Below are 20,850 nucleotides of genomic sequence, written 5' to 3'. Positions count from 1 at the left end.
AAAATATGAATAAGCGTATACATATGGCACTTTTGATCTTCCTTGTTATAATTTCTTTTTACGTTTTACGCAGTTTTGTGATCGCTTCGGATTTTAAGAGAATAAAGATCTCAAGTTCGGAGGTAATGATACCCGCAAGTTACGGGGAAATACTTGGCTCTAATGGAGAGCCCATAGTTGAAAATTCTCTTGATTACGATGTCTACATAGATGTGGGATATGCTAAAGTTTTATCCCAAATAGATGGGTGGAAATATCCAGATCGTGTCATTGAAGCAGTTAAATATTTTGGATTAAATCCAAATTCACAGGAAGTATCGAGAATAATATCAAGTCAAAAGGGTGGAATAGAGGTTGGTCCCGTCAAAGCGCAAATGATAAAAAATCTTCCGAAGGGGATATCGAGATTTTTGAATATACAGCGTTCTTTTGTTGAGACAAAAGTCTCACCTTCTCTGCGGGTCATTGCCAATGCCATAAATCAGGAATATTCGAAGTACACTTCTCCTAAAAGAAACGGTGCTATTTTTTACAATTCCTTTGGGATTTACAATTTAGTATCAGGAATAAAGAAATATATCAAACCTGTAAATGGAGATACTATAATAACGACTATAAATCCTTCAATTCAAGATTTTGCCAATCAGATGATAGAGGAGGATGTAAAAGAAAATGATGCGCGTGGAGGAGAAGTAATAGTTACAGATCCGCAAAACAATGATGTTTTAGCAATTGCAAGTACATGGCAATACGATGCACCGATTATGAACCTATTCCAGCCCGCTTCAACGATGAAACCTTTGATATTTTGCGAGGCTCTTCAGGAAGGGGTTGTAAGCACAAATACGAAGTTTAATGGTCCATATTACATTCCGGATCCCAGAATTCCACTCATCATAAAAGATGCTGAGCCACATTCGTGGCCCATAAGTTTGAAAGATGCCCTCATCTATTCATCCGATGTTGCCGAGATGAAAATAGCCACAAGATTGATCGAAAAAATTGGCCCTCAGGCTTATTATAATTGGTTTTTGAAATTTGGATTTGGTAATAAGACGGGAATAGATCTTCCGGATGAAACCAACGGGATACTTACGCCTCCATCTGAGTGGTATGGAATAGGCGGACAAGAAATGGCGATAGGTCAAAGTATAGCCGTCACGGGTATTCAAATGATAACAGCACTTAATGCTGTCGTTAATGGAGGTTACTGGATAAGACCCCACGTGGTAAATGAAATCGTCTCTCCCAATGGAGATGTTGTTTATCGTTACCATCCTTTCGTGAGAAAGATATTTGAATCCCATATTACAAGTATAGTCAAGAATTTTATGATAGGCGTCGTCGAAAAGGGAACCGGGATACCGGCACAGATAAAAGGTGTACTTGTAGGTGGAAAGACTGGAACTGCGGAAAAACCAAAAAATGGTAAGGTTTCGACCAAAGGGCCTTGGTTTTCACTTTTTTACGGATTCTTTCCGGCAAATGATCCGAGATATTCCATATACGTAATGGTAGATCAGCCATCCAAAGGTTTATATTATGGGGAAGATGTTTCGGCTCCCCTAATTCATTCTATAGGTAAGTATATTCTGGATCTAAGCAAGGGTTCAGAAAAAACAAGATACGATTTTCTTCCATACAAGATGCCGAATCTTGAAGGCTTACCCTTGAATCAAGCACTTTCGATAATGAAAGCAATTTCGATACCTACAAATCACATTTCATTTTCTGGAAATGGGATTGTCATCTCCCAATCGCCGCCTCCTAACACGCCTTTATCGAAAGTAAAAAAAGTAAGAATAAAACTCGGCATTGGTTGATATGCTATACTCTTTTTGAGGTGAGATCATGGGACATATTGTTGCAATTGGCGGCGGAGAAATTTCTAAATTTGAAACTCTCGAAATAGACAAAAAAATAGTCGAGATAACTGGCAAAGTTAGGCCAAACGCTTTGTTTATACCAACGGCGAGTGGAGAACCACTTGAATACTGCCAGACTTTTGAAGAAGTTTATGGAAAACGCCTCGGATGCAAAACAGATGTACTCTTTTTGACAACCAAAGCCGTAAGTCACGACGAGATCGAGGCCAAGATAATTTCAGCCGATCTTGTGTATGTGGGCGGTGGAAATACTAAAATGATGATGAATGTCTGGAAAGAGAAAGGGGTCGATAGGTTACTCTCCGAAAGATACAAAAAAGGCCTTGTGCTTTCTGGTTTGAGTGCCGGTGCGATATGCTGGTTCAAATACGGCTTTAGCGATTCGGAAAGATTTTCAAATTCAGATCGATGGAATTACATCGTCGTCGAAGGCCTTAACCTTGTCGATGGAATATTTTGTCCGCATTTAAACGAAGAGGACAGAAAGCCTGAGTTCACGAAATTCATGATGAATTTTTCAGGCGTTGGATTTGGACTCGAAAACAAATGCGCGATGGAAATCGAAGATGACGAATTTAAAATAATATCTGCAGGGGGAAATGCATTTCTTTTCAAAGATCAAAAGATCGAGCCTTTGGATGCGGGAGAAACTTACAAATTCAAATCAGTAGTCTTGTAGGAGTTGATCATATTGTCAGGTATAATCGTTGCAGGACACACCTGCGTTGATTTGATACCTCAATGGAATGGAAAATTCGAAGACATAAAGCCCGGTTATCTTATCGTGACAGGTCAAATGCAATTTTCGACGGGCGGCGCTGTTCCCAATACAGGTGTTGATCTCAAAAGACTCGGCCTTGATCCCGTTCTTATCGGCAAAATAGGCAACGATCTCATAGGAAAGATAACCCTCAATGTCATAAGTCGCGATGGAGATGATCTGGCAAAATATATGTCAAAAAGTACCGAGGCCGGATCATCTTACACACTCGTTTTAAGTCCTCCGAATTCCGACAGGGCATTTTTGCATTATCCCGGAGTCAACGATACATTTTGCGCAAAGGATATTCCCTTTGATCAAATCAGGGGTCAGATCTTCCATTTCGGGTATCCCCCCGTCATGAAGAGAATATACGATGACGATGGAGCAGAACTCGTCAAAATCTTCAAAAGCGCCCACGAAAGAAAGATGATAACCTCTCTTGACATGACGATGCCTGATCCAAATTCCGAATCCGGTCGAATAGATTGGAAAAGATTTCTATCCAATGTCCTTCCATACACGGACATCTTTCTGCCGAGTTTAGATGAAATACTTTTTATGACGCGAAGAAAGGGCGATCTGACTCACACACTTTTGGTCGATCTCACGGATGAACTGTTAGGGTACGGTGTAAAGATAGCCGTGATAAAGATTGGCAAAGATGGGGCATACCTGAGAAGCGGAAAGATAAAAAAGGATGATTTACTTGCCAATTTAGTTGAGCCAAGAGATTGGTCTGAGATAGAAGTGATTTCGCCGGCCTTCAAAACGGATGTAGTCGGCACGACTGGATCAGGAGATGCATCCATTGCGGGATTTCTTGCGAAACTTTTGCAGGGTGCAGATCCAGATGAGACGATGGATTTCATGTGTGCAACCGGAGCCTTTTGTACCGAGGCCTTAGATTCGACGAGTGGCGTGAAACACATGAGAGTAATAGAAGAAAGAATAAAGCGTGGATGGGAAAGATTACCATCCAGAATTGGAGGAAGACATGAACGTTAAAGAATTGAGAATGTCAAGGATTTTGAATCCAAAAAGCGGGAAATCAGTTATTATCCCCATCGATCATGGTATTGTCATGGGCAACGTTGAAGGACTTGAAGATCCTCTCAAGATTTTGAAGCAGTTGATAGATATAGGCATAGATGGAACGCTTTTAAGTCCGGGAATTGGCAAAATATCTCTCGGTCTGTTTTCGTCAAAAGATGCGCCGGGAAGAATTTTAACGGCCGATATTCCGTTGTTATCGACAGTGCCGGGTGGATCGGGAGAGGTTGTAGGCCATGAGATAATCGCAGATGTGGAATTCGCACTCAGGTACAACTTTGATATCGTTAAAGTATTACTTCCATGGGGAGAGCGTGAACATGTCCAGATGGAAAGTGTAAGGGTAGTCAGTAACCTTGCGAATGAATGCGACAGATGGAATATGCCACTCATGGTTGAGCCAGTCTTATGGGGAGAGGAAATACCCAAAGAGAAAAGAAATGATCCCAAACTCATCGAACACGCATCGAGAATGGCGCTTGAGATGGGAGCGGACATATTAAAGATTCCATACACGGGAAATAAGTCTGAATTCAGAGATCTTGTGAATGATCTTAAAGTGCCAATATTTGTTTTAGGTGGGCCGAAGATGGATAGCGTCGAAGGAGTTTTAAAGGTTGCAAAGGAATCCATTGAGGCCGGTGCGAAAGGAATAGTATTCGGAAGGAACGTATGGCAAAATCCGAAAATGAAAGATCTTGTTAAAGCATTGAAGTCAATAATTCACAACGGATCAAGCCTTACGAAGGTCATAAAAGACTTTAACCTTGTCAGGTAAGGCTTTGATAAGTTCATCTACTCTGCCGTCAGTTACGACGGCATCTATTTTTTCCACCGGTACTGTAAGAAATGTCGATTTTTTGAATAATTTTGAACTGTCAACGAGCAGATAAATTTTATTTGAATTATCGGCCATAGTACTTTTTATAACGCTTTCCGAAGGGTTTGTCTCAAACGTGCCTTCATTTGGCTCAAAAGTTCTGCAAGAAATAAAGGTCTTCTCAACGTTTAAATTTTCTGCCATTTTTTCTGCGGTTGTCCCTATTACGGACATGTTGTCCGATCTCACCATTCCGCCTATTATGGTAACTGTATTTGTAGGATTCTTTATCAACTCAAGGGCCGTCACAAGACTGGTTGTCACGACATGCAAATTATTTCTTTTCTCCCTGCATACCCGTGCAAATTCGAATGTTGTAGATGATGCGTCTATAAAAATCGTATCTCCATCTTCGACAAGTTCAACGGCAATTTTTGCAATAAGAGCCTTTTCATTTGCATGTGACATGCGCCTTTGGGCAAATTGAGCCTCGGGAGGATTCGAATCTATCTTTTTTATTCCTCCATAGACTTTTTGGACGAGCGCTCTATCGTTCAATTCTTTCATATCCCGTCTTATGGTTATTTCTGAAACATTGAGCAATTTTTTCATCTCATCTATAGAGAGAAAATCTCTTTCATTTACGAGTTCCAAAATTCTGTTCCATCTTTCTCTTTTAAAAAGTTTATGATCGATTTTATCATCACGCTCCTTTAGAAAATTTTATCACAAAACTGATTTACAAATTTCAACATGCACCTTCCACGCGTTACGTGTTCATTATATACGCGCCACTTTTTAATTCTTATGGTACAAATAGTATAATACTTATAGTTACAATAATCACAAATCGAGGTGGGAAAGATGAGGAAGATCGCCTTTTTGATTTTACTCTCTGTCATTGTAACTATTTCAATTGCCAGCAGCGTGACGCTAATAAATCCTCTCGGACCAACGACGATCCCGATCGCTCCGATTATGAAGGGTGTTGTGACCGGAAGTGCGACGATAAATGTAAAACTTTGGCAGAATACAGATGAGGCAATAGCCATGATCGCTTCAAATCAAACTGATTTTGCGGTTTTGCCAGTAACGCTTGGGGCCATTTTGTATTCGAAGGGGGTAAAAATATCACTTCTCGGAGTTTACGAATGGAAGGTCTTTTATCTTGTCGTCTCGAAGGACGCAACCTTTACTGGATGGAAAAGTCTTGTTGGAAAGTCCATTTACACCCCGGAAGGACGTGGTCAAACCGTTGATGTGCTCATGAGGTATATGATGTCTCAGGATGGTGTGACACCGGACAAAGACGTTAAGATATATTATCTTCAGCCACAGGAAATAGTCGCACTTTTCAGATCGGGAAAGATCGATTACGCGGCCCTTCCAGAACCTTTTGTGACGATGACAATCGCTGGAGGATATGGAAAAATAGCGCTTGATTTTCAAAAAGTGTGGGGAGAAGAAATGGATCTTCCTGATAGGATACCTATAGCAGGGTTATTTGTTATGGATAACTTTGCAAGTGCGCATCCTCAAACTGTTATAAATGTTGAACAAACTTTTGAAAGATCGATAGAATGGATGAATCAAAATATAGATCAGGCACTCGAACTTTCGAAAACGTACCTTTCGATACCGATACCCGTTTTGAAGGAATCGATGAAAAGAACTGAATTTTATTACGTACCTATCTCAAAGTGCAAATCGGATGTGGAGATTTTCCTTTCAAAATTGAATGAACTCTATCCACAGGGGATGCCATCTGTTCCTTCAGAGGGATTTTACGGATATTGAAAATACTTTTTGGGATTCTGATATTTTTGATCGCATGGCAGATCTTCGCGGCGATTCTCAACGTTCCGTTGATCCTGCCATCTCCGTACCTTACATTTAAATCACTTTACAACCTTGCACTTCAGCAGGAAACTTATCAGGCAATATTCAGCACGGTATGGAAAAGTCTTTTGGTACTCTTAATGGTTATAGCAATTGGCACTCCTGTGGGATTTTTGATGGGTATAAGTGAAAGCGTTTACCAAATATTCAGGCCTGCCATTACGGTAGTTCAGGCTGTGCCGGTCATATCATGGCTTGCGCTTGTAATATTCGTATGGGGGATAGGATGGAAAGGTCCCGTTGTGATAAGCTTTTTGTCCCTTCTTCCAATCTCGATCTTCACAACGGCAGCAGGCGTAAGGAGTACAGATAAAAGTTTAATAGAAATGGCGAGAGTTTACAAAGTGCCTCAGGTTAAAATCATAAGGACGATATACCTCGGATCATTGGTCCCGTTCGTATTTTCAACTGTAGAAGTTATAATAGGGGATGTATGGAAGGTCATAGTCGTTTCAGAATATCTCTGTGGATCTGATGGAATAGGTGTGCTTATTTCGTGGGCGAGGCAATATGTCGATGTGCCGAGAATTTATGCGCTTACAATAATAGCCGTAACACTTGGAATAGCATCCGAAAGACTTGTGAAAATAGCATTTAAAAAAGTACTCGAAAAATGGCAGATGCAATCTTAAGGGTAGAAAATCTAAAGAAAAATTTTGGAAACCTTTCGGTTATAGACGGATGGAACCTTGAGATCGAAAGGGACGAGCGTATTGCGATGATAGGCCCTTCAGGATGCGGAAAAACGACATTTTTGAAGATAATTGCCGATCTTGAAAAAGATTTTCATGGCAGGATAGAGAAAAACTTTGAGAGAATAGGCTTTGTTTTTCAAGAGCCGCGCCTTATCCCTTGGATAAACGTAATGGAAAATCTTACCTTTGTTTTTCCTGACAAAGATAAGATAGATTTTTTTCTTAAGGCAATGCGCCTCGAAGGATTTGAAGATTACCTTCCATCTCAATTGAGTGGCGGAATGAAGCAAAGAGTAAACCTCGTCAGAGCCCTCATAGCCGATCCCCAACTTCTCATTCTCGACGAGCCTTTCTCATCTCTCGACATGCCGGTTAAGTTTGCGATAATAGAAGACATAAATAAACTTAGAGATCAAAGAAAATTTGCCATCATCACGGTAACTCACGATGTAAAAGAGGCCATTCTGTTATCAGACAGGATTTTGATACTCTCAAAACGTCCTTCAAAGATCATCCAAGATATAAAAATCGATCTTCAACAAAAAGAAAGAGATATCTCGGACACAAAATTCATACAGGCCGAAAGTGAACTTATGAAAAGAATATTTTTCCTAAGTAGATAGACAACTCAATGTAACATTAACAAAGAATCATTACGAAATAAAAGATAACGTTAGTAAAAAGGCGCTAATTTGTATTAGCGCCATTATTTACATTATTTTGGCGTTATTTTCGCAAAAAATAGACTTGACAAAAAAATCATCAAGAATTAAAATGATTTTGTCAAATAAATATGATTAAGTTAATCATATAGATTGGAGGAAATTATGAATATCGTTGAAGAACTTGTCGAGTATTCTAAACTTGCATGGGACAGAGGCCTCACAGAATCCACCGGCGGAAACATGAGCGTAAGAGCAGATGCCAACACCATATATATAACTCCTCACTCGAGCATAAAGCATTTTCTTAAGCCTAAAGATATCATAAAAATAACATTGGATGATAAAGTCATAGAAGGTGACGGAGAACCTTCGTCAGAGCGCAAGATGCATTTTCTCATATACAAAGAGAGACCGGATATAAATTGTGTCTTTCACGCCCACCCTGCTTACGCAACTGCCTTTGCCGTAAGTGGTGAAAAGATCCCCATAAACACGCTTCCGGAGGCCGCACTTTTGCTCAAAGACATCACGTATCTTCCATACAGAATGCCAGGCACACAGGAATTTGCAGATGTATTTACACCGGAATTGAAAGCCGGAAAGGATGTTTTCATTCTTCAAAATCACGGCGTGACAGTGATAGGAAAAAGCATCAAAGCGGTCTATGAAAAACTGGAAACACTTGATTTTGTTGCAAAGGTTGTACTTACACTTAAAATGGCAGATGAAAATATAAATGAAATTAAAGAGAGAGACATAAAAGCTTTTTTGAATCAATTATCATCGTATAAAGTAATTGATTATTAAAGTAAAGGAAGAGGTAAAATTGGATGAGATTTTACGAACAGAAAAATTATCAAAATCTTTTCCTGGTGTTCAGGCCTTAAAAAATGTAGATTTCCAACTTAAAAAAGGAGAAGTTCATGCTTTAGTTGGTCAGAATGGAGCGGGTAAATCAACATTAGTCAAAATTTTGGCTGGGGTTTATAAACCTGATAGTGGTAACATTTTCCTTGATGGAAAGAAGGTAGAAATAAAAGACCCTAATTATGCTATATCTTTGGGAATATCAACTGTGCATCAAAGCTTAATAATCTTCCCCGACTTAACAGTCCTTGAGAATATGTTTATTGATAATTATTCCTCTTCTTCCATTAAGTTAATAAATTGGAAAAACTTTAGAAATCAGGCGTTGAAAATCATGAATGAGGTTGGCATAAACATTCCACTTGATCAAGAGGCAAAGAATATTAGTGCGCCTATGCAAAAACTGTTGCAAATATTGAGATCTCTTCTAAAACAAGGAAAAATATTGATTTTGGATGAACCTACAGCTGCTCTTACATCTGATGAAACAAAAATATTGTTTGAAAATATCAAAAAGCTCAAAAATAAAGGAATAAGCATAATTTATATAAGTCACCTACTTGAAGAAATTTTTGAATTGGCTGACACTGTAACGGTTTTTAGAAATGGAGAAGTTGTTATGACAGACTCGATTTCAAACTTGAATTTAGGTAGCATAGTTAAAGCAATGATAGGAAGAGAACTTCAAACTTTTTACCCAAGACGAGATCCTAAAATTGGTAGCATAAATTTAAAAGTAGAAAACATAAATAGTGGCATTTTGAGAAGTTTTTCCATGGAACTAAAAAAAGGTGAAGTCTTAGGTATAGCGGGAATTCTTGGTTCTGGAAGAACGACGCTGGCGAATACATTATTCGGTATAACACCTGCTACCGATGGAAGTATATTTTTAAACAATAAAAAAATAAATATAAAAGCACCTTCAGATGCTGTGAAGGAAGGTATAGTATTAATTCCTGAGGATAGACAACGTGAAGGGTTGATTTTGCAACAAAGCATTAAATTTAACATAAGTCTGCCAAATGTTGATCTTATAAAAAACAAGAACGGGTTTCTGGATCCAAAAAAAGGATCTGATTTAACAAATAAAGCCATCAAAGACTTCGAGATACAGCCACCATTTCCAGATTTTCAAGTACTGCATTTATCTGGTGGTAATCAACAAAAAATTGTTATATCAAAATGGTTAGTTAGAGATGCAAGCATAATTATTATGGATGAGCCAACACAAGGAATAGATGTAGGTAGTAAGGCTCAAATTTATACATGGATAAATAAATTTGTAGAAGAAGGAAGAAGTGTCATTTTTATATCTTCGGATTTTGATGAACTTGTAAATATGTGTGATAGAATAATTGTTTTGAGAAAAGGCGTAGTTGCTGGAGAACTTAAAAAACCAAACTTGTCAATAGATGAATTAATAGCCTTGTCTACTCTTGAGGAAAGAGATGATAGTTTTGCTGTAAAAAGTTTTGTAGGAGAAAGTAGAAATGATTAGTAAATGGGGAAGAGAAATTGTATTAGTAATTACTATAATAGGATTAGGTGTTATTGCTGAAGCGGTAAATCCTAATTTTACAAGTTTTAGAAATATATCTTCTATACTTGGAAATACAGCTGTAATGGTGTTAGTGGTCATTGGAGAATCCTTCGTTATTATTAACGGATTTGGAAATGCAGATCTTTCAGTTGGCTCTATTTACACTATAAGTGCTGTGACCTCGGCACAATTTGCTGTCATGGGAGCACCAATGTTTTTAGTTGTTCTTTGGAGCATAGGCATTGGCCTCGCATTGGGAGCACTCAATGGATTTATAACTGCTAAATTTCGTATACCTTCATTAATAACAACATTAGGCACAATGATTGGTTTAGAAGGATTTATATTGTGGTGGACAAATGGAATGTGGATATATAACTTGCCAAACAAGTGGCAAATATCGAATTATCCAGTATTGGGAATAAGTTTAGATATATGGATTGGTTTTGGTGTAAGTATATTAATGGTATTTTTCGTCAGAAATATGCCGCTTTTCAGAAAATTTTATGCGTGTGGAACAAATATTGAAGCGGCCATTTTTGCTGGAATTAATCCGAATAGAACAATTTTTTATGCGTTAATGTTGAGTGGAATGTTTAGTGGATTTTCAGGGTTCTTAAGTGCCTCAAGATTTTTCGTTGTTTCATCTAACATAGGATCAAATTTAGTACTTCCAGTCATTGCAGCAGCAGTTATTGGTGGCACAAGTATTTTGGGTGGAAGAGGAAAAGTAGAAGGAAATATTCTTGGAGCCATTTTACTTACAGAAATATCATCTGTTACTATTTTTTTGGGAATACCGGCAACTTGGAGCGAAGCTATAGAAGGGTTGATAATTCTTCTTGCTATTATTAGCGATGTTTTAAGAGAAAACAGAAGAAAGCGTGGTGTACTAAAAATATGAGAAACATGAAAAAAATAGAACTCATTCTCTTAGGAATAATGGTGCTTGTCATCGTTATAATGAGTTTTCTATCAAAAGCATTTTTGAATATTTCAACTTTGTTCCAAATATTGCAACTTTCTGCTGAACTAGGAATAATGTCTATTCCTATGACTTTGATAATGATCACAGGAGGTATAGATCTTTCAATTACTTCTACTTTAGCTCTTACTGGTGTAATTATGGGATACTTATGGAAATTTTGGGGAATGAATATATGGCTTGCAGTTATCCTAGCAATCATTGTAAGCGGAATAGCAGGCCTATTCAATGGTTTTTTAGTATCCAAACTTAGGATACCAGCTCTTCTAGCCACTTTAGGTACTTGGGCGGCTTATGCTGGATTGGCAGTTGGTATAGATAGAGGGAAAGGTGTATCCGGGTTTCCACAAAGTTTTCTCAACTTAGGAGAAGGATCTTTTGTAGGGATACCTTATTCCCTCTTAATATGGGCAATTATAGCTGTAATATTCTATATAATCGTTTCAAAAACAAGCTTTGGAATGTATCTCTTTGCAATAGGAAATAATGAAAAGGGCACTTTTTATTCAGGAATACCAGTTCAGAAGATAGAAATGACAATATACATATTAGCAGGCCTATTAGCTGGATTAGCAGGTGTAATATACACATCGAGAACAGCTACGGCAACTTCAAGTGCTTTTTCTTCTGGGGCATTGAATGTCGTTGCAGCTTCTGTTTTAGGTGGGACAGATGTTAAAGGAGGCTCTGGTAGTGTTCTTGGAACAGTTTTGGGAGTCTTGATAATCGCACTTATTGATGCTGGGTTAACACTTGCAAATATTCAAGCAACAGTTCAGGAAATAGTTGTTGGTACCATATTAATTAGTTCGATAATCTTTTATGAATATGTTGGAAAGAGTAAAGTAAAAACAATACAGACTATCAGTAAATAGAAAAATACACAAGAGTATATTGGGAGCCTTTCAGGATACAATTATTGAAAATTCTTGATTAAGACAAAAAATCATTTAAATAAAAATCAAAATTTGTGTCAACTATTATAATCGTCTTGCTACACAACTTGTGAAAGGAGGTGAATTAAGAATTCTGACTTTTAAATATGAAAAAATCAAAGTATTCTGAAAGATCCCTATAAATCAAGGAGGTGTATTGTATGAGAAAAGGTATACTTATATCGGTACTTGTAATGCTAAGTATAGTAAGTATAGCAAGTTTCGGTTCAACTACAAATTCGGCATCACCGATAACAATTTATATGGTTCCAAAATTCACAGGCGCCCCATATTTTACTGCATGTGAACAAGGAGCTTTACAAGCAGTTGCCGAATTAAATGAATTAGGATTGCCTGTTAAGTTCTATTATATGGGGCCAAGTACAGCTAACACAGAAGATGAAATTAAGACGATAACAAGCATAATAGCGTTGCACCCAGATGCTCTGCTTTATTCGTCAAATGATGCTCAAGCCTTGATTCCAGTTTTGAAGCAAGCAATGGCAGCAGGTATTAAAGTCGTTGGTTTTGATTCAGACGTCGCAGATCCAGCAGCAAGAGATCTGTTTATAAATCAGGTTGATTTTAACGTTCTTGCGAGAACTCTAATTGACTTAGTTGCTCAAAACGTTGGTCCTGACGCAGGTATTGCTATTTTAAGTGCTGACCCAAATGCAGCTAATCAGAATGCTTGGATTGCGGCTATGAAAGAGTATATGGCACAATCATATCCTAAAATGCACATAGTTACAATTCAATATGGCGGAGACTTACCAGGCCCTTCGTATCAAGATGCCCAGACAATAATAAATGCTTATTATCCTCAAGCTAAGGCTATTGTAGCAATAACGTCTGTTGCTTTTCCAATGGCTGCACAAGCCGTTTTAGATGCAGGACTTAGCGGGAAGTTGTATGTTGTAGGGCTTGCAACTCCAAATGATATGAAAAAATATTTCCAGGCCGGTGTTGTTAAACAGGATGTATTGTGGAACCCAGTTGATCTAGGTTACTTGGCTCTTTACGCAGCTAATGACTTGGTAAGAGGAATGATGATAAGTAATATAAACGGTACTGAATATATTGGAGGAGGGAAATTAGGATTCTATAAAGTTGGGCCAAACAATGTAGTTCTACTGGGAAAACCTTTCATTTTTACAGCACAGAATGTAAATCAATTTAATTTCTGAAATTTTTCGATGTCACTGGTACATTTTTTCATGTACCAGTGACATAGTGTTAGTAAAAACTGCTATCTCGAAAAGAGGCGTAAATTGTGAATAAAGAGATAGGAGCCTATATCTGGGTTATACCAGATGCATATTTACCACCAATAGGAGATGAGAAACTCCCAGGACATGAGTCCACGTGCATTCTTAATCTTAATAATAAACCAGCACATGTTATATTTACTTTTTACTTTGAAGATAAAGAACCTGTAAAATCAGAAGAGATTATAATTGGAGCAGAAAGGACTTTACATTTACGCTTAGATAATTCAGAAACATTATTAGGTATAAAATTAGAAAGATCTGTCCCTTTTTCAATAAAAGTAGAGAGTGATTTAAAAATAGTAGTGCAACATTCAAGAATGGATACACGACAGCCTAATTTAGCTTATATGTCAACGATGGGATATTCAGGATAAGTAAACGAGAATACTGAGAATTCTCGAAAGAATATAAAGTTACTAATGAACTTAGAAAAACATTGAAAGGGTACAGATATAAATAAAGTTCATATATTTATGTACTACTAACGTTTCGAGCATCCGATTGTTTTTATTCCAAATATTCATTAGAATCCATCAAATAAAAAGAGTGATTTAAATGAATTTAAAATCTTTCAAGTTACCTAAAGCAATTTACAGAGCCTATCCATTCTTCAGTTTAAACGACAAATTAGACAAAGACGAAATTGAAAGGCAAACAGATGAATTTGCAAATAAAGGATATGGTGGTTCATTTCTTCACACTCGAGTTGGCCTTATAACTGGCTATCTTTCTTCTGATTGGATGAAATTAACACGCGCCTCTGTTAAAGCGGCACAAAAGACGAAAACTTACGCATGGCTTTATGATGAGGATAAGTGGCCATCTGGTTTCGCCGGCGGAGAGGTGCCAAAATTAGGCAAGCCTTACAGAAATCACGCGCTTATTTTGATCGCAGATACAAAGTCAACCGAAAATGATAAGGTTCTATCCGAGTTTGATCATGAAGGACACCATTACAGCATTTGTGTCAATGTGGCTCCTTTAGGTGATCTTTGGTTCAACAAAACAAGTTACGTTGATCTTATGAATCCGAATGTAACGAAGGCCTTTCTTGAATCAACTCATGAAAAATACAAAAAATCATGCGGAGAATATTTTGGTAATGTCATACCAGGCATTTTCATGGATGAGCCCTGTTATCTTATGGATAATCTCTACAATGTACCGGCTGTACCGTGGTCTGATTTTCTTCCAGAATATTTCAAGAAAATAAAAGGATATTCAATTGAAGATCATTTGAAAGAATTGTTTTTCGACGAAGGGGATTACCAAAAGATAAGATTTGACTTTTACGATACGGCGACAAGGCTATTTTTGGAAAGCTGGACAAAACAATATTTCGATTGGTGCGAGAAAAACAATCTTAAAATGACAGGTCATTTTATGGCCGAAGATACACTTGTTTCCCAAACACAATGGATTGGCGCTGCCATGCCTCACTACGAGTTCATGCATCAGCCGGGGATAGATAAACTCGGAAGAAATCTCGAACCTATTGGTAATACGTTGACTGTCAAACAGCTGACATCTGTTGGAGATCAACTTGGAAAAGAGCGTATGTTGTGTGAGGCTTTCGGGACAATCGGACAGCAGTCAAGTTTTTACCATAGAAAGTGGATTGCCGACTGGCTTGTTGCACTTGGAATAAATTTTATAAATCCGCATCTTTCACTTTATTCTATGAGAGGAGAGAGAAAAAGAGATTATCCAGCGAATTTATTTTATCAGCAGCCGTGGTGGGACAGAGAAAGACATTTTGCAGATTACATGGCACGCATAAGTTACTTTGCCACGCAGGGCAAAAGAAATGTGGATATTTTGGTCATCCATCCAATCTCGAGTGTTTGGAGTGAATACTCACCACTTCATGAAAAGGACAATTTCATGGTCGAGACAAATCTTTACGATAAACCTCTCGAGACACTTTCGAAGTCTTTGATAGCGTCAAAGTTGGACTTTCACTACGGTGATGAAATCATAATGGAAAAGCATGCAAAGATTGAGAATGGTAAACTTGTAATTGGCAATTACGCTTACTCAACTGTCATCGTGCCACCATCTTTGACTCTGAGATCAAAGACATTTGAATTGCTGTCTGAATTTTCAAAATTAAATCCCAAAAGGCTTATTTTTATCTCTCCGACGCTTACAAGAATAGACGGAATAAAAAGAGAGGTTAAAATTCCAGAAGATGCCATTGTCGTCTCTTCCGTAAATGATGCTTTGCAAATCACAGACACCTATTACAAAGATAGAATAAATGTAATCGACATGGTCACAGGCCAAAACGCAGAAAAAATAATATGTCATCAAAGAACTTCAAAAGACGGAAAAACTATCTTTTTTGCCAATACCGACAAATCAAGAGAAATAAATGCAAAAACCTCCTTGTCAGATACAAAGGTTCCATATCTTTTAGACGCAATGACGGGAAATATCTACAAAATTCCTTACAGTACAAAGCATGGTCGCCAGGAAATAGATGTGAAGTTTTATCCGGCCTCAAGTATGATGATTTATTATCCAAATGAAAGCATTGATGTACCTATGGCACCACAATTTTTAGACTCTGGAATAGAATTTGAAGGTAATCTTAAAAGAGAATTTGTAAAGATGAACTGGGACGTAAAGCCATTAGAGCCAAATGTTATGCCGCTTGATAAAGTCACGCTTGAGATAGACGGGAAACGGATTTTAGAAGATGATCACATATCAAAAGCATGGCAGCCTTTTTACGATGCACAGGATGGCACTTCATTTCGGGCAATTTATTCGTTTGACGTTGTAAATGTCCCAAAAGGAGAACTCTTTGCCGTGGTTGAACTTGCAGAAAATTTAGGCAGAATAATTCTCAATCAAACAGAGGTAAAGCCTTTGAAAAAGCGTGGCGAGATGGGCGCATTCGATCCGGATAAAAGCTGGAAGGGTGTGAACTTCACAAAGATCCCAATAACTACCCTTTTAAAGAAGGGAAAGAATACGCTCATGATAGAAGGCAAGAAGTACAACAACGTAACAGGCCCGGGGACACATGTCAGAGTTGAAAACTTCAAAGATTACGAATCGACAGAGGTAGATACGGCATACATAATTGGAGATTTTGAGGTTTTAGGAGAAAGATTTGGTGAATTCGCAATAGATGGAAAATCGAAAAAGATAGGATTGAATCTGACAAAATCAGGATATCCTTTTTATGCGGGTAAGACCGAATTCAGTGGAAAGTTGAAAATCCAATCAAAATCAAAGGACAAAGTTTATTTGGAATTGACAGACGTTAACGCTGCCTATGTTGAATTGTACGTGAACGAAAAGTCTTCGGGCGTGAAGTACTGGAAGTCATACGTGTTTGATGTCACAGAACTTATCAAAGAAGGAGAAAACGAGATAAAAGTCATCGCATCGACGACGCTTTTCAACCTTATGGGGCCAAACTGGATTGCAAATATTCTCAAAGACGAATTCGTAGGACCCGGGACATTCAGAGATTTCAAAAGATTCACCAAAGATTACACCTTTATTCCTTTTGGAATAGGTGACATTATGGAAATTAAGAGGTGATAAAGTTGATAAATGATGAGTTGAAAGAAAAGGTTAAAAGTTTCAAGGTTGAAATTCCTTCATGGGGTTTTTCAGATTCAGGTACAAGGTTTAAGGTCTTCCATATCCCGGGTGCTGCAAGAAATATCTTCGAAAGGATTGAAGATGCCGAGCAGGTTCAAAAATACACAAAGGCTGTATCAGCCGTTGCGATCCATATCCCATGGGACAAGGTTGACGACTGGAAGGCGCTCAAAAAATTTGCCGAAGACAAAGAATTGAAAATCGGGGCCGTCAATCCTAATTTATTTCAGGATGAAGATTACAAGTTCGGAAGTCTGACGAATTTAGACGATAAGAAAAGATCAAAAGCAATTGATCATGTACTTGAGTGCATAGAGATAATGAAGTCAGTCAATTCAAAGATTCTTTCTTTGTGGCTTCCCGACGGCACCGATTATCCAGGCCAGGGAGACTTTGCAAAAAGGCAGGAATTGCTTATCGATTCTTTAAAAAAGATATATTCTGCATTGGAAAAAAACATGACTTTGCTTATTGAGTACAAATTCTTCGAGCCTGCCTTCTACCATACTGACACGGCAGACTGGGGCATTGCCTACGCACTTTCAAAGGATCTTGGAGACAAAGCGAAGGTCATAATCGATCTGGGTCATCACGCACAAGGCACGAATATAGAGTACATAGTCTCGATCCTTTCGTCGAGAGGAAAACTTGGAGGATTTCATTTCAACTCCCGAAAGTACGCAGATGACGATCTCACCGTCGGATCGGTGAATCTTTACGAGTTGTTCTTGATCTTCGTTGAATTGAACAAATTCTTTGATCTTTCATCCAAGAAATTAGCGCTTGTGATAGATCAAAGCGCGGCCATGAAGCCTAAAGTTCAGGCCATGATCCAGTCGGTGGAGGCATTGCAGATCGCTTATTTGAAGTCTTTACTTGTTGACGTGAAATCTTTGAAAGAGGCGCAATTGAAAAATGATATTGTCATGGCAGAAGAGATCATAAAAGACGCCTTTTTGACAGATGTAAGAGATATTTTGAAAGAATCGAGAGAAGAGATGGGTCTCGACCCCGACGCGCTAAATGCCTTCAGAAAGAGCGGTTATGAAAGTACTGTTGCAAAGAAAAGAGGATAATCTTGAATTTTCTGGCAATAGACATCGGTGCATCTGGAGGAAAAGCCTTTTTACTGTCTTTGAAAGATAAAATCCATATTGAAGAGATTTACAGATTTCCAAATATTTCCGTCAATCTAAATGGCGTCGACTATTGGAATATTTTAGAAATTTACTCGAACATTCTAAAAGCAATAGACATTGCACTTCAAAAGGGCGATCTTGGATCCGTTGGAATAGACACATGGGGAGTTGATTTCGGACTTTTAGACAAGAGTGGATACATGATCGGAATGCCGATGCATTACAGAAATGCGTATAAATTCAATTCCATGTCAAAGGCTCTTGATAAGGTCGGGAAAAGATGGATCTTCGATAGATCTCCTACGCAGTTTCAGCCATTCAACACACTCTACCAGATCATCGGAATGAAGGATTTGAAAATGAAATCGATCGAGTGTGCCAATACCCTGCTCGGCATGCCATCTCTGTTTGTTTATTTCCTAACAGGACGGAAGGCCATTGAATTCACCTTCGCGACGACAACCCAAATTTACAATCCTTATTTGAAAGACTGGGACAAAGAGATAATAAGGACCTTTGATCTGCCCGATATCTTTCCTGAGATTGTGAGCCCTTCCACGATCGTGGGCGATACCAAATTGTCAGGAAAAAAATTCAAGATTGTCTTTCCGGCAACACACGATACAGGATCGGCCTTTGCATGTGTTAACGATGAGAATGCCATGATAATAAGCGCAGGTACATGGTTTTTGGAGGGAATTCTTTCGAAAATGCCTGTCAAAAATGAAGATGTGATGAAATACAATCTTGCAAACGAAGGATGTATAGACGGAGGATACAGATTGTTATCTAATGTTACAGGCATGTGGCTTATAGAGGAATTAAGGCGTAAATGGAATGGAATTGAGTATGAAAGACTCATTGAAATGGCAAAAAGTGCACAGCCTTTTTCGGGCATGATAGACGTGGACTCTTCTGATTTGCAAAAGCCGGAAGATATGGAATTTGAAATTATCAAAGAATCAATGAGATTCTCAGGTAAGAAGATCGCATCTAAAGAAGAGGTAGTAAGAACGGCCTTTGAAGGGATCACTCTCAAGACGAGATGGAGTCTGGAAAGGCTTGAAAAGCTTTCCGGAAAAAAGATAAAAGAGATAAGGATTATAGGCGGCGCGACGAGAAATAAATTGATCTGTCAGTTCATCTCAAATGCGACAGGACTTACGGTTGAAGCAGGCCCTATTGAGGCAACGGCGATCGGAAATGGTCTGTCTCAGATGATCGCAAATGGACAGATTACCCTAAGTGACATTCCGGATCTCGTCGGCAGATCATTTGAGATATCACGGTACGATCCTCAAAATGCCGAGGAATGGCAGAAAGCGTATGAAAAATGGGAAATGGCCTACGGCAAATAGTGAATGGCTTGTGGCATGTGGCTTGTAGCACGTAGAAAATTAACTGAGAGATGTGGAAGGTGAAATGATGCGAGTAGATATAAGGTACGGCAAGGGCTTCAAAAGTGTTGATCTACCTGAGAACACAATAATATTAAAAAAGCCCGAAACGCGGCCAATTGGAGATCCTATCGATGGAATTAAAAAGTCCCTTCAAAATCCGATATCATCAAAGCCTTTGATCGATATTGCTAAAGGAAGAAGAAATGCCTGTATAGTCGTCTCGGACACAACAAGGCCCGTTCCAAATTCGATTATCCTCCCTCCTTTAATTGAATTATTGGAGCAGGCCGGCATCCGGGACGAAGATATAACGATTCTCATAGCAACGGGCACCCACGATCCCGTACCGGATGAGATGTTCGAAGAATTGCTTGGAAGAGATACGCTAAGGCACTCAATAAAGATAGTCAACCATAACGCTTATGACGATTCGATGATCGTCGATCTTGGTAAAGGTGCCTATGACTGTCCCGCTTTGATAAACAGAATTTATGCCGAATCCGATCTAAAAATATGCACGGGCCTTATAGAGCCGCATTTTATGGCAGGCTTTTCTGGTGGACGAAAATCTATATGTCCCGGGATAACTGGAATAGAGACTTTAAAAATCTTTCACAGCGTTGATGCGATGGGCCATCCTTTGTCCAAAAGTTGTTCTTTGAATGGTAATCCCGTCGATAAGATGGCAAAAAGTGTCGCTAAAATTGCCGGATGCGATTTCATGGTAAATGTTTCTTTGGACGATCAAAGACGGATAACGGGAATTTTTTCGGGAGATCTTTTTAAAGCACATGAGACCGGATGTGAATTCGTTTCAGATCACTCAATTGTGGAGATAGAAAAAGAGGCCGATGTGGTCGTAACATCAAATGGAGGGTACCCGCTCGATCAAAATTATTACCAGACTGCAAAAGGGCTTGTGGAGGCCTCCGAGATCGTTAAAAAAGACGGCTTTATAATAATGGCCTCCGAGTGCAAATTCGGATTCGGAAAATCATCTTTCAGAAATCTCATGATCGAACTAAAGGAAAAAGGCACAAAGGTCTTTTTGGACTCACACAGAACTTCACAGACCTTTGAAAGTGATCAATGGGAAGTTCAGGAATTCACGAAAGTTTTTGAGAAAACGAAAAATATCCTTTTACTTTCTTCGCTAAATAAATCAGATCAAGAATTAACATTTGCAAGGCCTATAAAATCTTTGAATGAAGGGGTCAGAATTGTCACAAAGTCGATAAAAGATCCTTTCATCGTCGCAATTCCAGAAGGACCATATGTGGTCGGAAGGATAAAGAATTGACTTATTTACTGTGA

General features: G+C 38.5%; 18 protein-coding genes. 17 read left to right on the top strand and 1 reads right to left on the bottom strand.

All coding sequences use genetic code 11. The features are described from left to right. Window positions 1-5: 5 nt before the first annotated feature. The 4 genes from ATHSA_RS01260 to ATHSA_RS01245 are packed head-to-tail and all read left to right on the top strand — an operon-like array spanning window position 6 to window position 4,477. A complete protein-coding gene (locus ATHSA_RS01260) occupies window positions 6-1,823 on the top strand; it encodes a penicillin-binding protein (RefSeq protein ID WP_161847383.1) in 1,818 nt (605 codons plus the stop codon). A gap of 28 nt (window positions 1,824-1,851) precedes the next feature. Further along, the gene (locus ATHSA_RS01255) at window positions 1,852-2,565 is read left to right on the top strand and encodes a peptidase E (protein WP_161847382.1); all 714 of its coding nucleotides are present in this window, start codon (window positions 1,852-1,854) and stop codon (window positions 2,563-2,565) included. 12 nt (window positions 2,566-2,577) lie between these two features. Then, on the top strand, window positions 2,578-3,654 hold the full coding sequence (locus ATHSA_RS01250; protein ID WP_161847381.1) for a carbohydrate kinase family protein: 1,077 nt from the start codon (window positions 2,578-2,580) through the stop codon (window positions 3,652-3,654). Further along, window positions 3,644-4,477 carry a class I fructose-bisphosphate aldolase gene (locus ATHSA_RS01245; RefSeq protein ID WP_161847380.1) on the top strand — a complete coding sequence of 278 codons (834 nt, stop codon included), beginning with the start codon at window positions 3,644-3,646 and terminating at the stop codon, window positions 4,475-4,477. The genes ATHSA_RS01250 and ATHSA_RS01245 overlap by 11 nt, the downstream gene beginning before the upstream one ends. Here ATHSA_RS01245 and ATHSA_RS01240 read toward each other — a convergent pair. After that, the gene (locus ATHSA_RS01240) at window positions 4,433-5,176 is read right to left on the bottom strand and encodes a DeoR/GlpR family DNA-binding transcription regulator (protein ID WP_269473939.1); all 744 of its coding nucleotides are present in this window, start codon (window positions 5,174-5,176) and stop codon (window positions 4,433-4,435) included. The genes ATHSA_RS01245 and ATHSA_RS01240 overlap by 45 nt on opposite strands. A 207-nt stretch (window positions 5,177-5,383) precedes the next feature. Between ATHSA_RS01240 and ATHSA_RS01235 the strand changes: the two genes are divergently transcribed. From ATHSA_RS01235 to ATHSA_RS01175, 13 genes are all read left to right on the top strand, one after another. Further along, window positions 5,384-6,316 carry an ABC transporter substrate-binding protein gene (locus tag ATHSA_RS01235; RefSeq protein ID WP_161847378.1) on the top strand — a complete coding sequence of 311 codons (933 nt, stop codon included), beginning with the start codon at window positions 5,384-5,386 and terminating at the stop codon, window positions 6,314-6,316. Beyond that, window positions 6,313-7,050, top strand: a complete 738-nt coding sequence (locus ATHSA_RS01230) for an ABC transporter permease (RefSeq protein ID WP_161847377.1) — start codon at window positions 6,313-6,315, stop codon at window positions 7,048-7,050. The genes ATHSA_RS01235 and ATHSA_RS01230 overlap by 4 nt, the downstream gene beginning before the upstream one ends. After that, window positions 7,032-7,736, top strand: a complete 705-nt coding sequence (locus ATHSA_RS01225) for an ABC transporter ATP-binding protein (protein ID WP_161847376.1) — start codon at window positions 7,032-7,034, stop codon at window positions 7,734-7,736. The genes ATHSA_RS01230 and ATHSA_RS01225 overlap by 19 nt, the downstream gene beginning before the upstream one ends. Before the next feature lie 204 nt (window positions 7,737-7,940). Then, on the top strand, window positions 7,941-8,585 hold the full coding sequence (locus ATHSA_RS01220; RefSeq protein ID WP_161847375.1) for a class II aldolase/adducin family protein: 645 nt from the start codon (window positions 7,941-7,943) through the stop codon (window positions 8,583-8,585). A 19-nt stretch (window positions 8,586-8,604) separates the two neighbouring features. After that, entirely contained in the window at window positions 8,605-10,143 is a 1,539-nt protein-coding gene (locus ATHSA_RS01215; RefSeq protein WP_161847374.1) for a sugar ABC transporter ATP-binding protein, read from the top strand. Then, window positions 10,136-11,089 (top strand): ABC transporter permease, encoded by a 954-nt coding sequence (locus ATHSA_RS01210; RefSeq protein WP_161847373.1) that lies wholly within the window; start codon window positions 10,136-10,138, stop codon window positions 11,087-11,089. The genes ATHSA_RS01215 and ATHSA_RS01210 overlap by 8 nt, the downstream gene beginning before the upstream one ends. Then, complete coding sequence (locus tag ATHSA_RS01205; RefSeq protein WP_161847372.1) at window positions 11,086-12,045, top strand: ABC transporter permease; 960 nt, start codon at window positions 11,086-11,088, stop codon at window positions 12,043-12,045. Before ATHSA_RS01210 ends, ATHSA_RS01205 begins: the two co-directional genes overlap by 4 nt. A 221-nt stretch (window positions 12,046-12,266) precedes the next feature. Continuing rightward, window positions 12,267-13,292: a substrate-binding domain-containing protein gene (locus ATHSA_RS01200; protein ID WP_161847371.1), complete on the top strand. Its 1,026-nt coding sequence runs from the start codon at window positions 12,267-12,269 to the stop codon at window positions 13,290-13,292. A gap of 86 nt (window positions 13,293-13,378) precedes the next feature. Next, window positions 13,379-13,750 carry a sensory rhodopsin transducer gene (locus tag ATHSA_RS01195; protein ID WP_161847370.1) on the top strand — a complete coding sequence of 124 codons (372 nt, stop codon included), beginning with the start codon at window positions 13,379-13,381 and terminating at the stop codon, window positions 13,748-13,750. 181 nt (window positions 13,751-13,931) lie between these two features. After that, window positions 13,932-16,934 (top strand): glycosyl hydrolase, encoded by a 3,003-nt coding sequence (locus ATHSA_RS01190; RefSeq protein WP_161847369.1) that lies wholly within the window; start codon window positions 13,932-13,934, stop codon window positions 16,932-16,934. Window positions 16,935-16,939: 5 nt separating this feature from the next. After that, complete coding sequence (rhaI, locus tag ATHSA_RS01185) at window positions 16,940-18,073, top strand: L-rhamnose isomerase (protein WP_161847368.1); 1,134 nt, start codon at window positions 16,940-16,942, stop codon at window positions 18,071-18,073. Window positions 18,074-18,075: 2 nt separating this feature from the next. After that, window positions 18,076-19,494 (top strand): rhamnulokinase, encoded by a 1,419-nt coding sequence (locus tag ATHSA_RS01180; RefSeq protein WP_161847367.1) that lies wholly within the window; start codon window positions 18,076-18,078, stop codon window positions 19,492-19,494. A 64-nt stretch (window positions 19,495-19,558) separates the two neighbouring features. Beyond that, the gene (locus ATHSA_RS01175) at window positions 19,559-20,836 is read left to right on the top strand and encodes a nickel-dependent lactate racemase family protein (RefSeq protein WP_161847366.1); all 1,278 of its coding nucleotides are present in this window, start codon (window positions 19,559-19,561) and stop codon (window positions 20,834-20,836) included. Window positions 20,837-20,850 lie beyond the last annotated feature (14 nt).

Source organism: Athalassotoga saccharophila (genome assembly GCF_009936215.1).
GTDB lineage: Bacteria > Thermotogota > Thermotogae > Mesoaciditogales > Mesoaciditogaceae > Athalassotoga > Athalassotoga saccharophila.
This window is presented reverse-complemented; position numbering and strand designations above follow the sequence as displayed.

Bases quoted from the DNA above. Each gene is read 5' to 3' on its own strand.
- ATHSA_RS01225 (WP_161847376.1), top strand. From the start codon at position 7,032: ATGGCAGATGCAATCTTAAGGGTAGAAAATCTAAAGAAAAATTTTGGA.
- ATHSA_RS01175 (WP_161847366.1), top strand. From the start codon at position 19,559: ATGATGCGAGTAGATATAAGGTACGGCAAGGGCTTCAAAAGTGTTGAT.
- ATHSA_RS01245 (WP_161847380.1), top strand. From the start codon at position 3,644: ATGAACGTTAAAGAATTGAGAATGTCAAGGATTTTGAATCCAAAAAGC.
- ATHSA_RS01205 (WP_161847372.1), top strand. From the start codon at position 11,086: ATGAGAAACATGAAAAAAATAGAACTCATTCTCTTAGGAATAATGGTG.
- ATHSA_RS01190 (WP_161847369.1), top strand. From the start codon at position 13,932: ATGAATTTAAAATCTTTCAAGTTACCTAAAGCAATTTACAGAGCCTAT.
- ATHSA_RS01255 (WP_161847382.1), top strand. From the start codon at position 1,852: ATGGGACATATTGTTGCAATTGGCGGCGGAGAAATTTCTAAATTTGAA.
- ATHSA_RS01220 (WP_161847375.1), top strand. From the start codon at position 7,941: ATGAATATCGTTGAAGAACTTGTCGAGTATTCTAAACTTGCATGGGAC.
- ATHSA_RS01260 (WP_161847383.1), top strand. From the start codon at position 6: ATGAATAAGCGTATACATATGGCACTTTTGATCTTCCTTGTTATAATT.
- ATHSA_RS01210 (WP_161847373.1), top strand. From the start codon at position 10,136: ATGATTAGTAAATGGGGAAGAGAAATTGTATTAGTAATTACTATAATA.
- ATHSA_RS01235 (WP_161847378.1), top strand. From the start codon at position 5,384: ATGAGGAAGATCGCCTTTTTGATTTTACTCTCTGTCATTGTAACTATT.
- ATHSA_RS01200 (WP_161847371.1), top strand. From the start codon at position 12,267: ATGAGAAAAGGTATACTTATATCGGTACTTGTAATGCTAAGTATAGTA.